This window comes from Micromonospora acroterricola (assembly GCF_003172955.1).
GTDB classification, from domain to species: Bacteria; Actinomycetota; Actinomycetes; order Mycobacteriales; family Micromonosporaceae; genus Micromonospora; species Micromonospora acroterricola.
The window spans coordinates 1-11,716 of sequence record NZ_QGKR01000208.1 but is presented as its reverse complement, the minus strand read 5'-3'; the positions used below and the strand labels follow the sequence as shown (position 1 = coordinate 11,716).

At 73.6% G+C, this 11,716-nt stretch carries 12 protein-coding genes and 1 pseudogene; 10 read left to right on the top strand and 3 right to left on the bottom strand.

Features of this window, described 5'->3' with window-relative positions; translation table 11 throughout:
* Positions 1-256: 256 nt before the first annotated feature.
* Positions 257-1,021, top strand: coding sequence for an SDR family NAD(P)-dependent oxidoreductase (locus DKT68_RS17065; protein WP_109818406.1), 765 nt, complete (start codon positions 257-259; stop codon positions 1,019-1,021).
* Positions 1,022-1,058: 37 nt separating this feature from the next.
* Here the strand turns inward: DKT68_RS17065 and DKT68_RS17060 are convergent, their stop codons facing one another.
* A complete protein-coding gene (locus tag DKT68_RS17060) occupies positions 1,059-1,847 on the bottom strand; it encodes an enoyl-CoA hydratase-related protein (RefSeq protein ID WP_109818444.1) in 789 nt (262 codons plus the stop codon).
* Between the two features lie 19 nt (positions 1,848-1,866).
* Between DKT68_RS17060 and hemW the strand changes: the two are divergent.
* Positions 1,867-2,820: pseudogene (hemW, locus tag DKT68_RS17055) on the top strand (radical SAM family heme chaperone HemW); the annotation flags it as partial.
* Positions 2,821-2,950: 130 nt separating this feature from the next.
* Here hemW and DKT68_RS17050 read toward each other — a convergent pair.
* Positions 2,951-3,604, bottom strand: a complete 654-nt coding sequence (locus DKT68_RS17050) for a DUF4870 domain-containing protein (protein ID WP_109818405.1) — start codon at positions 3,602-3,604, stop codon at positions 2,951-2,953.
* A gap of 197 nt (positions 3,605-3,801) precedes the next feature.
* On the opposite strand from DKT68_RS17050, the gene hrcA reads away from it, so the two are divergent.
* The 3 genes from hrcA to DKT68_RS17035 all read left to right on the top strand — a co-directional run bounded on the left by hrcA (position 3,802) and on the right by DKT68_RS17035 (position 6,801).
* On the top strand, positions 3,802-4,824 hold the full coding sequence (gene hrcA / locus DKT68_RS17045; RefSeq protein ID WP_109818404.1) for a heat-inducible transcriptional repressor HrcA: 1,023 nt from the start codon (positions 3,802-3,804) through the stop codon (positions 4,822-4,824).
* A gap of 73 nt (positions 4,825-4,897) precedes the next feature.
* A complete protein-coding gene (gene dnaJ / locus DKT68_RS17040; protein ID WP_199723260.1) occupies positions 4,898-6,043 on the top strand; it encodes a molecular chaperone DnaJ in 1,146 nt (381 codons plus the stop codon).
* Positions 6,044-6,066: 23 nt separating this feature from the next.
* A complete protein-coding gene (locus DKT68_RS17035) occupies positions 6,067-6,801 on the top strand; it encodes a 16S rRNA (uracil(1498)-N(3))-methyltransferase (RefSeq protein WP_109818402.1) in 735 nt (244 codons plus the stop codon).
* Positions 6,802-6,923: 122 nt separating this feature from the next.
* On the opposite strand, the gene DKT68_RS17030 is transcribed toward DKT68_RS17035, so the two are convergent.
* A complete protein-coding gene (locus DKT68_RS17030; RefSeq protein WP_109818401.1) occupies positions 6,924-7,685 on the bottom strand; it encodes an SDR family NAD(P)-dependent oxidoreductase in 762 nt (253 codons plus the stop codon).
* Positions 7,686-7,778: 93 nt separating this feature from the next.
* On the opposite strand from DKT68_RS17030, the gene DKT68_RS17025 reads away from it, so the two are divergent.
* The 5 genes from DKT68_RS17025 to DKT68_RS17005 all read left to right on the top strand — a co-directional run.
* Positions 7,779-8,138, top strand: coding sequence for a histidine triad nucleotide-binding protein (locus DKT68_RS17025; protein WP_109818400.1), 360 nt, complete (start codon positions 7,779-7,781; stop codon positions 8,136-8,138).
* A complete protein-coding gene (locus DKT68_RS17020) occupies positions 8,135-9,532 on the top strand; it encodes a serine hydrolase domain-containing protein (protein ID WP_109818399.1) in 1,398 nt (465 codons plus the stop codon). The genes DKT68_RS17025 and DKT68_RS17020 overlap by 4 nt, the downstream gene beginning before the upstream one ends.
* 131 nt (positions 9,533-9,663) lie before the next feature.
* The gene (locus tag DKT68_RS17015; protein ID WP_109818398.1) at positions 9,664-10,719 is read left to right on the top strand and encodes a PhoH family protein; all 1,056 of its coding nucleotides are present in this window, start codon (positions 9,664-9,666) and stop codon (positions 10,717-10,719) included.
* A 15-nt stretch (positions 10,720-10,734) separates the two neighbouring features.
* Positions 10,735-11,208: an rRNA maturation RNase YbeY gene (gene ybeY, locus DKT68_RS17010; protein WP_109818397.1), complete on the top strand. Its 474-nt coding sequence runs from the start codon at positions 10,735-10,737 to the stop codon at positions 11,206-11,208.
* Positions 11,184-11,716: CNNM domain-containing protein (locus DKT68_RS17005; protein ID WP_407940755.1), on the top strand; the 533-nt coding region annotated here is incomplete at its 3' end. The genes ybeY and DKT68_RS17005, both read left to right, overlap by 25 nt.

The following is an 11,716-nucleotide window of genomic DNA, read 5'->3' as shown; positions in this document are numbered from 1 at the left end:
CCCGCAATAATCGGGCATCGCGGGCGTGGAGGGCGGCTGGCGCGCGTCCTGGCGGCTCAGGTCGGATGCGGCGTGACCTGCCCGCCCGGCCTGTCGCGAGCGTCACCGTGCCGACGGGGGCCAGAAGTGGTTGACCGGTCAAGGAGTTCGTACGGTTGACATATCAATTGGACCGGGCAGCTCGTTCATACCCGGCGGTGCCACCCGACCCGGCCCGGCAACGGCCGGACAGGTCACGGAGCAAGGAGGAGTTCCCATGGGAACGATGGACGGAAAGGTCGTGCTCATCACCGGCACCGGAGGAGGCCTGGGCCGCGTCGCCGCGCTGGCCTTCGCGCGGGAGGGCGCACGGGTCGTCGGGGCCGACATCCAGATCGACGGCAACAACGAGACGGTCGAACTCGTCCGGAACGCCGGCGGTGAGATGACGGGCATCGCCCCGGTCGATCTCACCGACCCGGAACAGGTGCGCACGCTCGTCGAGGACGCCGTGGCGGCCTACGGCGGGCTCGACGTGGTCTACAACAACGCGGCCGCGCTCCGCTTCGGTCCGATGCCCGACTTTTCCGTCGAGGACTGGCGGTTCACCATCACCGGCGAACTCGACATCCCCTTCTTCGTGTCGAAGTTCGCCTGGCCGCACCTGGTCCAGCGCGGCGGCGGCGTCATCATCAGCGCCGCCTCCATGGCCGGAATGATCGGTGGCCACGTCCCCCCGATGGTCGGGCACGCCGCCGCGAACGCCGGCATCATCGGCATGACCCGGCAACTCGCGCTCGAAGGCGCGCCCCACGGGATCCGCGCCGTGGCGATCAGTCCCGGGCCCATCGTGAGCCCGGCCAGTGAACGCGACCTCGGCGACAACCAGGCGGCCCGGGACGCGATCACCGGCAAGACGCTCGTCAAGCGCTTCGCCCAACCCGAGGAGGTCGCCGAACTGGTGGTCTTCCTCGCGTCCGACCGGGCGTCGTACATCACCGGCGCGAACTACCCGGTCGACGGCGGCGCGACCGCGTGGTGACCGGACGCGGGGCCAACAGCAACGCCTACCCGGACGCTCAGACGTCGAGAGCGGGCACCCAACGCGCCGGTCGTTTCTCCCGGAACGCGGTGACCCCCTCGCGGCCCTCGTCGGAGAGGAAGTAGCCGGTCGAGAGAGCGGACAGCCGGGCCAGCTCAGCGCGCAGCTCGGCGGTGCCCGGTCGGCGCAGCAGTTCCTTCGCGCCGGCCAGCGCGCCGGGCGCGCCGCGCACCAGCGAGTCGCAGTACCGGCTCACCGCCGCGTCCAGCCCGTCCGCCGGGACAGCGGCGGTGACCAGGCCGATCTCGGCGGCCCGACGGCCGTCGAAGGTGTCCCCGGTCAGGTACAGCTCGGCGGCGGCGCGCGGGTGCAGCCGGGGCAGGACCGTCGCCGAGATCACCGCCGGGATCACCCCGATCCGCACCTCGGTGAAGGCGAACGTCGCCTCGTCGGCGCAGACGGCCAGGTCGGCGGCGGCGATCAGGCCCAACCCACCGGCCCGCGCCGGACCGGCGACCCGGGCCAGCACCGGCTTCGGGCACTCCCAGAGCGCGGCGAGCACGTCGCCCAGCATCCCGGCGGGCACCGTCCCGCTGGCGTACGCCGCGGCGGTCTCCTTCAGGTCCGCCCCCGAGCAGAAGACCGGGCCGGTGTGGTCGAGCACGATCACCCGGACGGCGTCGTCGGCCACCGCGTCGGCCAGCCCGGCCAGCAGCTGGGTCATCAGGCCGGTGGAGAGCGCGTTGCGGTTGTGCGGGCTGTCCAGGGTGAGGGTGGTCACCCCACGGGCCGTGGAGACCCGCACGAGCACGTCGGGAGAGGTCATGCCGGGCACACTAGTGGCCATGCCCGGCGTCCTTCCAGATGGTGAGACCGTCCCCGTCGACGGATCGCTGCCCGCCACCGCCACCACGGCGGTCGGCGCGCGCGGCTTCGGCGTGTACGTCCACGTGCCCTTCTGTGCCAGCCGCTGCGGCTACTGCGACTTCAACACCTACACGGCGTCCGAGTTGGGTGGCGGCGCCAGCCGGGAGGGGTACGCCGACAGCGTGTTGGCCGAGCTGAAGCTCGCCGCCCGGGTGCTCGGCGACAGCCCACCACCGCGGGTCGACACGGTCTTCGTCGGCGGTGGCACGCCCACCCTGCTCCCCGCCGACGACCTGGCCCGCATCCTCGACGGCATCGACCGCACCTGGGGGCTGGCCGCCGACGCGGAGGTGACCACCGAGGCCAACCCGGAGTCGGTCACCCCGGAGTCGCTGAAGCTCCTGCGGGCCGCCGGCTACACCCGCATCTCCCTCGGCATGCAGTCCGCCTCCCCGGGGGTGCTGGCGATCCTGGACCGCAGGCACAGCGCCGGTCGGGCCACCGCCGCCGCCCTGGAGGCGCGCGACGCCGGGTTCGAGCACGTCAACCTGGACCTGATCTACGGCACCCCGGGGGAGCGGGCCGAGGACTTCGCCGCCTCGCTCGACCAGGTGGTCGCCGCCGGGGTGGACCACGTCAGCGCGTACGCCCTGATCGTGGAGGACGGCACCCGGCTGGCCGCCCGGATGCGGCGCGGCGAGCTGCCGTACCCCAGCGACGACGTCGCCGCGGACCGTTACTTGGCCGCGGAGGCCGCCCTCGACGCGGCCGGCCTCTCCTGGTACGAGGTCTCCAACTGGGCCCGCACCGACGAGGCCCGGTGTCGGCACAACCTGCTCTACTGGACCGGCGCGGACTGGTGGGGGCTCGGCCCCGGGGCGCACAGCCACGTCGGCGGGGTGCGCTGGTGGAACGTCAAGCACCCGTCGGCGAGCAACCGGCCGCGCGGGGTGAGCACCGCGCGGCCGGTTGCTCGCCGACGGCGTGGTCCGCGACCTGCTGCCCTGAGCCGGCACGCCGGAGGTCGTGCGCCGGGCCGGCCGGGGGAGCGGCCGACCCGGGTCACTTGATGAAGCTCGCCGACATCGGGTAGCGGTAGGGGCTGCCCTCGTTGGCCTTCATTCCCGCGATGATCCCGAACAGGATCTGGATCACCACGACGGCGATGCTGGGCAGGAAGAACAGGCACCAGCTCACGAAGAGCAGCACGAACGCGATGATCGACCAGAGGATCTGGAAGTTCAGCGCGGCCAGGGCGTGCGCCCGGACGGTCGGCGACTGCTGCCCGCGGGCCAGGTAGGCGATGAGCGGGGCCACGAAGCCCAGCGGGCCGAAGCTGATCAGCGCGCCGACGGCGCCGCCGAAGTGCGCGACGAGCGCCCAGGTCTTGTCCTCGTTGTTGGCGTAGCCGCCGCCGGGGCCCGCGTAGGCGCCGCCGGTCGGATAGCCGCCAGGGGGATAGCCGCCGGGGGGCGGGTAGTTTCCGGGCGGCGGGTAGCCCCCGGGCGGAGGGTAGCCGCCCGACGGCGGTTGGTCACCGGTGGGCGGCGGATAGCCACCGGCCGGGGGATAGCCGGCCGGGCCGGGCGCCCCGGAGAGTGGTGCGGTGGGTGGCTCGGCCGAGGAGGCCGGGCCGGGAGCCGTCGGCGGGGAGATCGGCTCCGGCGGGTGGTCGCCGGGGTCTCCCGCGCCGGGAGGACGAGGTGGTTCAGTCATGGATGTCACGGTAGGGGCCTGTCGCAACGCCGCACCAGAGCGACACCGTCGGGCGGCCCGGCTGAACGGACAACGACGTCCTTGATCATCGCGCCGGCGGGCCCGCCGACGTAGACTGGCACTCGTTACAGTCGAGTGCCAGTACGGCCCGCCGGCCCACCCTGCCGGAGGCCGATGTGCGACAGGAGGTGCGGAGGATGGGTCTCGACGACCGCAAGCTCGCCGTGCTCCGCGCCATCGTCGAGGACTACGTCTCCACCCAGGAGCCGGTCGGCAGCAAGGCGCTGGTCGAGCGGCACCAGCTCGGTGTCTCCCCGGCCACCGTCCGCAACGACATGGCCGTGCTGGAGGAGGAGGGCTACATCCGGCAGCCGCACACCAGTGCTGGCCGGGTGCCCACCGACCGCGGCTACCGGCTCTTCGTCGACCGGCTGTCCCGGGTCAAGCCGCTCAGCCCGGCCGAGCGCCGGGCCATCGAGCGCTTCCTGGTCGGCGCGGTCGACCTCGACGACGTGGTGCATCGCACCGTGCGGCTGCTCGCGCAACTGACCCGGCAGGTGGCCGTGGTGCAGTACCCGAGCCTGGCCCGCTCCTCGGTGCGGCACCTGGAGCTGGTGCCGATCTCCACCACCCGACTGATGCTCGTCATGATCGCCGACACCGGGCGGGTGGAGCAGCGCCTCGTGGAGCTGCCCGGGCCGGTGTCCGCCGACGACGTCACCGACGTGCGCCGGCTGGTCAACGAGAAGCTCGCCGGCGCGCGGCTGTCCGACACGCCGCCGCTGGTGCAGGCGCTGGTCGAGGAGGCGCCGCCCGAGCTGCGCCCGGCGATGACCACGCTCTCCACCGTGCTGCTGGAGACGCTCGTCGAGCGGCACGAGGAACGCATCGCGCTGGCCGGCACCGCCAACCTCACCCGGGGCGGCCTGCTCGACTTCCAGGGCTCGCTGCGGCCGATCCTCGAGGCGCTGGAGGAGGAGGTCGTGCTCCTCAAGCTCATCGGCGAGACCGAGCCGAGCACGACCCGGGTGCTGATCGGCGACGAGAACGAGTTCGACAACCTGCGCGCCGCCTCGGTGGTCAGCACGGGGTACGGCCCGGGCGCCACCATCGTGGGCGGCCTGGGGGTGCTGGGGCCCACCCGGATGGACTACCCCGGCACCATCGCCACGGTGCGCGCCGTGGCACGCTACGTGGGCGAGCTGCTGGCCCAGAACTGACCAGTCAGGGCCGACGGCCGGCTGCGGCCGCCGACCGGCGCAACGCGAGACGAACATGAGGACACGGAACGCAGTGGCCAGGGACTACTACGGCATCCTCGGTGTGAGCCGGGAAGCCTCCGACGACGAGATCAAGCGCGCCTACCGCAAGCTGGCGCGCCAGTTCCACCCGGACGTCAATCCGGACCCGGAGGCTCAGGAGAAGTTCAAGGACATCAACGCCGCGTACGAGGTGCTCTCGGACGACCGGAAGCGGCAGATCGTCGACCTGGGCGGCGACCCGCTCGCCCCCGGTGGCGGCGGCGCCGGTGGGCCGGGTGGTCCGGGCGGGGCCGGCCCGTTCGTCGGGTTCCAGGACATCATGGACGCGTTCTTCGGCGGCGCGGCGGGCGGCGCCCGCGGCCCCCGTCCGCGTACCCGGCCGGGCGCCGACGCGATCCTGCGGCTCGAGCTGGACCTGCACGAGACCGCGTTCGGCGTCGAGGCGCCGATCACGGTCGACACGGCGGTGCTCTGCACCACCTGCTCCGGCGCCGGCACGGCCGCCGGCACCCACCTCGCCACCTGCGAGGCGTGCGGCGGTCGGGGCGAGGTGCAGTCGGTGCAGCGCACCTTCCTCGGCCAGGTGGTCTCCGCCCGGCCGTGCACCGTCTGCCAGGGCTACGGCACCACCATCCCGCACCCCTGCCCCACCTGCGCCGGCGACGGCCGGGTGCGCACCCGTCGCTCGCTGACCGTCAAGATCCCGGCCGGCGTCGAGGACGGCATGCGGATCCGGTTGGCCCAGCAGGGAGAGGTCGGCCCCGGTGGCGGCACCGCCGGCGACCTCTACGTGGAGATCCACGAGCGGCCGCACGACGTGTACTCCCGCAAGGGCGACGATTTGCACTGCCGCGTGACCGTGCCGATGACGGCGGCGGCGCTCGGCACCCGGCTGACCATCAAGACGCTGGACAGCGAGGAGACCGTCGACGTCAAGGCCGGCACCCAGCCCGCCAGCACGCTGCGGCTGCGCGCCCGTGGTGTGCCGCACCTGCGCGGCACCGGCCGGGGCGACCTCTACGTGCACCTGGACGTCCGGACACCGACCAAGCTCGACCCGGACCAGGAGCGGATGCTGCGCGACTTCGCCAAGACCCGGGGCGAGGAGGTCGCCGAGCTGACCAAGCAGGGCGGCTTCTTCTCCCGGATGCGCGACGCGTTCAACGGCCACGCCTGACCGCCGCGGCTAGCCTGATCGTCGTGTCCGCGCCGCTGTTCCTGGTCGAGTCGCTGCCCACCGCCGACGCGCTGACCCTCGACGGTCCCGAGGGGCACCACGCCGCCACCGTGCAGCGGCTGCGCGTCGGCGAGGAGCTGCTGCTCGCCGACGGCCGGGGCGGCACCGCCGCCGCCGTGGTCACCGCCGTCGGCCGGGGCAGCCTGGACCTCACCATCACCTCCCGGGGGTACGCGGACGCGCCCGTACCCCGGCTTGTGATCGTGCAGGGCATCGCCAAGGGCGATCGGGGTGAGCTGGCGGTGCAGGCGATGACCGAGGTCGGCGTCGACGAGATCGTGCCCTGGGGGGCGGCCCGCTCGGTGGCCCAGTGGCGCGGTGACCGGGGCGTACGGGCCCGGGAGAAGTGGGTGTCCACCGCGCGGGAGGCGGCCAAGCAGGCCCGCCGGCCCTGGCTGCCGGTCGTGGCCGGCGCGCCGGACGAGTCGACCGCCACGGTGGCCCGCCGGATCGCCGGCGCCGCCGCCGGGTTCGTCCTGCACGAGGAGGCCGAGGAGCGGCTCACCACCGCCGAGCTGCCGTCCGCCGGCGAGATCGTCCTGGTGGTCGGCCCGGAGGGCGGCATCGCCCCGGCCGAGCTGACCGCGTTCCGCGAGGCCGGCGGCCGACCGGTCCGGCTCGGCCCGGCGGTGCTGCGCACCTCCACCGCCGGGGTGGCAGCGCTCAGCGTGCTCGCCACCCGGCTCGGCCGCTGGTAGTCCGGCCTCGGAGCCTCTCCCGCCTCCGAGGGCCACGCCCGCCCCCGACGACCCTGTCCGCGCGATGAACAGGCCGGGCGACTCGACAACCGGCGGGTCCGGCTCGATCGTCGGCGCGGCGGTCAGCTGCGCAGGTAGGAGGCGCCGTTGAGGTCGACGATGGTGCCGGACGCCCACTCGGCCTGCGGCGAGGCCAACCAGTGCACCGCGGCGGCGATCTCCTCCGGCCGGGCCACCCGGTCGAACGGGCTCTGCGCCCGGATCGCCGCGCCCTGCTCCCCGCGCAGGTGCTCGGTGACCATGTCGGTCGCCACGTATCCCGGCGCGACGGTGGCGACCCCGATGCCGTACGGCGCGAGCGCCACGGCGAGGGACTGGCCCAGCGCGTTCAGCCCCGCCTTGCTGGCGCCGTACGCGGGCTGCGCCGGCTCGCCCCGGAACGCGCCCCGGGACGAGACGTTGATGATCCGGCCGCCCCGCTCCCGCATGTGCTGCGCGGCGCACCAGGTGACGTTGCCGGCGCCGGTCAGGTTGGTCTCCAGCACCTGCCGCCAGCGCTGCTGCCACTGCTCGTAGGAGGCGCCGAAGATCGGGTGCGGGTCGTCCCGGTCGCCGTACACCCCGGCGTTGTTGACCAGCACGTCCAGCCCGCCGAGCAGCTCGGCGGCCCGGTCGACCATGGCCCGCACCGCCTCCGGGTCGGTGAGGTCGGCGCGGACCACCACGTGCCCGGCGCCGGGCAGCTGCGCGCGCAGTTCCTCGGCCGCGTCGGCGGAGTCGCGGTGGTGGATCGCCACCCGGTCGCCACTGGCCGCGAACGCCGTCGCCACCGCTCGCCCGATCCCGCGCGAGGCCCCGGTCACCAGTACCGCCCGATCCGTCATGCACGGCATCCTGCCGTAGCCGGCACGACCGTCCGGAAGGGCCCCTTCCCGTGCCGCGGGCGTCAACGAGGTGCCCTTCCTTACACTGCCCCGATGGGATCCGACTGCCTGTTCTGCCGCATCGTCGCCGGGGAGATCCCGGCCACCGTGGTCCGGGAGACCGCCACCACGCTCGCCTTCCGCGACATCGGCCCGAAGGCGCCGGTGCACGTCCTGGTCATTCCGAAGGAGCACTACGCCGACATCGCCACGCTCGCCGAGGGCGACCCGGCGCTGACCGCGGACGTGCTGGCGACGGCCGCCGCGGTGGCCGAGGACGAGGGGCTGCTCGGCGACGGGTTCCGGCTGATGTTCAACACCGGCGCGTACGGCGGGCAGGAGGTGTTCCACGTGCACGCGCACCTGCTCGGTGGCGCGCCGCTCGGCCCGATGCTCGCCCGGGACCTGGCGTGAGCGCAGGGCCGGCGCCGGACAGCCGGGTGGACGAGCGCCTGGGCCGGCTGGTCCGGCGGGTGCAGGCCGACGCCCGGGTGCCGGCCGTGTCGGCGGCGCTGCACCGGGCCGACCGACCGCTCTGGAGCTGCACCGTCGGTGGCACGGGCACCGACAGCCCGCTGGGGGCGGGCACCCGGTTCCGGATCGGCTCGGTCACCAAGACCTTCACCGCGGTGCTCACCCTCCAGTGCCGCGACGACGGGCTGCTGGACCTGGACGACCCGGTGGGCCGGCACCTGGACCTGCCGGCGCACGGTGAGCTGACCGTCCGCTGGCTGCTGTCGCACACCGGTGGCCTGCAACGGGAGCCGTTCGGCGACGTCTGGGACAGCCTGCGCGCGCCGGACGCCGACCAACTGGTGGCCGAGCTGGACCGGGCCGAGCGGGTGCTGCCGCCGGCCCGCCGTTTCCACTACTCCAACCTCGGTGTGGCCGTGCTCGGCCAGCTCGTCGCCCGGCTGCGCGGCGGCACCTGGGCGGAGGTGCTCACCGAGCGGGTGCTGGCGCCGCTGGGGCTGACCGACACCGCCGTGACCCCCGGCGCGGCGGCGGCCACCGGGTTCCTCGTCGACGCGTACTCCGACGAGGCGCATCCGGAGCCGCCGACCGATTTCGGCGCGGTCGGCCCCGCCGCCCAGCTCTGGAGCACCGCGACCGACATGGCGCGCTGGGCGGCGTTCCTCGCCGACCCGGCGGCGCTGGACCCGGCCGGCGCGGTGCTCGCCCCCGCCACTCTCGACGAGATGCGCTGGCCGCTGACCACCACCGACGAGACGCTCTGGGGCGCGGGCTTCGGGCTCGGGCTGATCCTGGTCCCGCAGGGGGAGCGGGTGGTGCACGTGGGGCACGACGGGGCCATGCCCGGTTTCCTGGCCGCCGTGTACGGCCGGCGCGGCGGGGACGGCACGGCGGGCGCGATGGGCGCCGCGGTGCTCGGCTCGTCCGGCACGGCGGCGGAGCTGTTCGACCTGCCGCACCGGCTGCTGGCCACGGCGGTCGAGCACGATCCGGCCGAGATCGAGCCGTGGCGGCCCGGGACGCCCGCGCCGACGGCCCTGCGGGGTCTGCTCGGCCGCTGGTGGGGCGAGGGCTTCGAGTACGTCTTCTCCTGGCACGACGGCACGCTGCGGGCGCGGGGTGCGGGTGACCCGGCGGGCCGCCCGCCAGCGATCTTCGCTCCGCTGCCGGACCGGCCGGACGTGTTCCGCACGGTCTCCGGCCGGGAGGCCGGCGAGCTGCTGAGGCTGACCCGGGACGAGTCGGGCGCGGTGGTCCGGATGCACTGGGCGACGTACCGGTTCACCCGCCACCAGGAGAGCTTCGACCGGTACGACTTCCGGGCCGGGAGTTGATCGCGGCCAGCGGAAATGGGCGCGATGCGGGCCGCGTTGAACGGATACGATGGGTGTAACGTCCGCACGCCGTGCCAGCAGGGCCGGCGCCGAGATCGAGAGCAGGTGCGCAGGGCCCTTCGGCCCAACTTATGACCGGCACCCCACCTCCCGGCCCGCCCCGGGTGCAGACCAGGATCACCGTGCCCGACCCGAAGATCATGGTCAACCTACTCGGCGCAGGCGACGAGATTCTCCGACTCGTCGAACGCTCGGTCACCAGTGACGTGCACGTCCGTGGCAACGAGATCACCATCACCGGTGCTCCCGCGGACAACGCCCTCGCCGAGCGGGTTTTCACCGAGCTGCTCGAACTGATCGAGAAAGGCGAGACCCTGACCACAGACGCGGTGCGGCGTACCGTCGGCATGCTCGAGCAGGGCAGTGCCGAACGGCCCGCCGAGGTCCTGACACTCAACATCCTCTCCCGGCGCGGGCGCACCATCCGCCCCAAGACTCTCGGGCAGAAGCGGTACGTCGACGCCATCGACTCGCACACCATCGTCTTCGGCATCGGCCCGGCCGGCACGGGCAAGACCTACCTGGCCATGGCCAAGGCCGTCCAGGCGTTGCAGGCCAAGCAGGTCAACCGGATCATCCTGACCCGGCCTGCCGTGGAGGCGGGTGAGCGCCTGGGCTTCCTGCCCGGCACGCTCAACGAGAAGATCGACCCGTACCTGCGGCCGCTCTACGACGCGCTGCACGACATGCTCGACCCCGAGTCGATCCCGAAGCTGATGGCCGCGGGCACGATCGAGGTCGCCCCTCTGGCGTACATGCGCGGCCGGACGCTCAACGACGCGTTCATCATCCTCGACGAGGCGCAGAACACGACGCCCGAGCAGATGAAGATGTTCCTCACCCGGCTCGGCTTCAACTCCAAGATCGTCGTCACCGGTGACGTCACCCAGGTGGACCTTCCCGGCGGGACGACCAGCGGTCTGCGGGTCGTCCGGGACATCCTGGAGAACGTCGAGGACGTGCACTTCGCCGCGTTGTCCAGCTCCGACGTGGTCCGCCACCAGCTGGTCGGGCAGATCGTCGACGCGTACGCCCGCTGGGACGAGCGGGAGAACCAGCAGGCGCAGGGCGTCCACGCCGTGCCCGGGCGACCCGCCCAGGGCGGCCGGACCTCCCGGCGCCGCTAAAGCAGAGGAAAGCAGTTGTCCATCGAGATCGCCAACGAGTCCGGTGTCGACGTCGACACCGACGCCGTGCTCGCCGTCGCCCGGCACGCCCTCGACGAGATGGGGGTCAACCCCCTCGCCGAGCTGTCCGTGCTGCTGGTCGACATCGACTACATGACCGAGCTGAACCACCGCTGGATGGGTGGCGAGGGCCCGACCGACGTGCTCGCCTTCCCCATGGACGAGGGCAGCGTCGACCACGGCCCGGGCGAGAGCGCACCGGCCGGTGGCGAGCCGGCCCTGCTCGGTGACATCGTGCTCTGCCCGGAGGTCGCGGCCAAGCAGGCGGCGACCGCCGGGCACGCCCCGGCCGACGAGCTGCACCTGCTCACCGTGCACGGGGTCCTGCACCTGCTCGGCTACGACCACGCCGAGCCGGAGGAGGAGCGGGAGATGTTCGCGCTCCAGGCCCGACTGCTGGCGAGCTGGCGGTCGACCCGCAACCAGTGATGTCCACTCCGCTCCTGGCGGCCGGCCCCACGGCCGGCCTGCCCGACCTGCAACTGATCGTCTTCGCGGCCGGCCTCGTGGTGCTGGCCGGTCTGATCGCGATGACCGAGGCGGCGCTCGCCGCGATCTCCCCGGCCCGGGCCGCCGAGTTGGCCCGTGACGGCGTGCGCGGCGCCCGTACCCTCCAGACCGTCGCTGCCGACGTGGTCCGGCACCTCAACCTGCTCCTGCTGTTGCGGCTGCTCGCCGAGCTGACCGCCACCACACTGGTGGCGCTGGTCGCGGTGGACACCTTCGGCGCCGGCTGGCGGGCCGCGCTGGTCACCGCCGGCGCGATGACCGTGGTCAGCTTCGTGGTGGTCGGCGTCGCCCCGCGCACCATCGGCCGGCAGCACGCGTACGCCGTGGGGCGGGCGGTGGCGCCGCTGGTCCGCTGGCTGGGCCGGGCGCTCAACCCGCTCGCGTCGCTGCTCATCCTGATCGGCAACGCGGTCACGCCGGGGCGGGG

Excerpts from the sequence above, each read along its gene's own strand:
- DKT68_RS17015 (WP_109818398.1), top strand. The coding sequence starts at position 9,664 with ATGACCGGCACCCCACCTCCCGGCCCGCCCCGGGTGCAGACCAGGATC.
- DKT68_RS17065 (WP_109818406.1), top strand. The coding sequence starts at position 257 with ATGGGAACGATGGACGGAAAGGTCGTGCTCATCACCGGCACCGGAGGA.
- hrcA (WP_109818404.1), top strand. The coding sequence starts at position 3,802 with ATGGGTCTCGACGACCGCAAGCTCGCCGTGCTCCGCGCCATCGTCGAG.
- DKT68_RS17050 (WP_109818405.1), bottom strand. The coding sequence starts at position 3,604 with ATGACTGAACCACCTCGTCCTCCCGGCGCGGGAGACCCCGGCGACCAC.
- DKT68_RS17025 (WP_109818400.1), top strand. The coding sequence starts at position 7,779 with ATGGGATCCGACTGCCTGTTCTGCCGCATCGTCGCCGGGGAGATCCCG.
- DKT68_RS17030 (WP_109818401.1), bottom strand. The coding sequence starts at position 7,685 with ATGACGGATCGGGCGGTACTGGTGACCGGGGCCTCGCGCGGGATCGGG.
- DKT68_RS17060 (WP_109818444.1), bottom strand. The coding sequence starts at position 1,847 with ATGACCTCTCCCGACGTGCTCGTGCGGGTCTCCACGGCCCGTGGGGTG.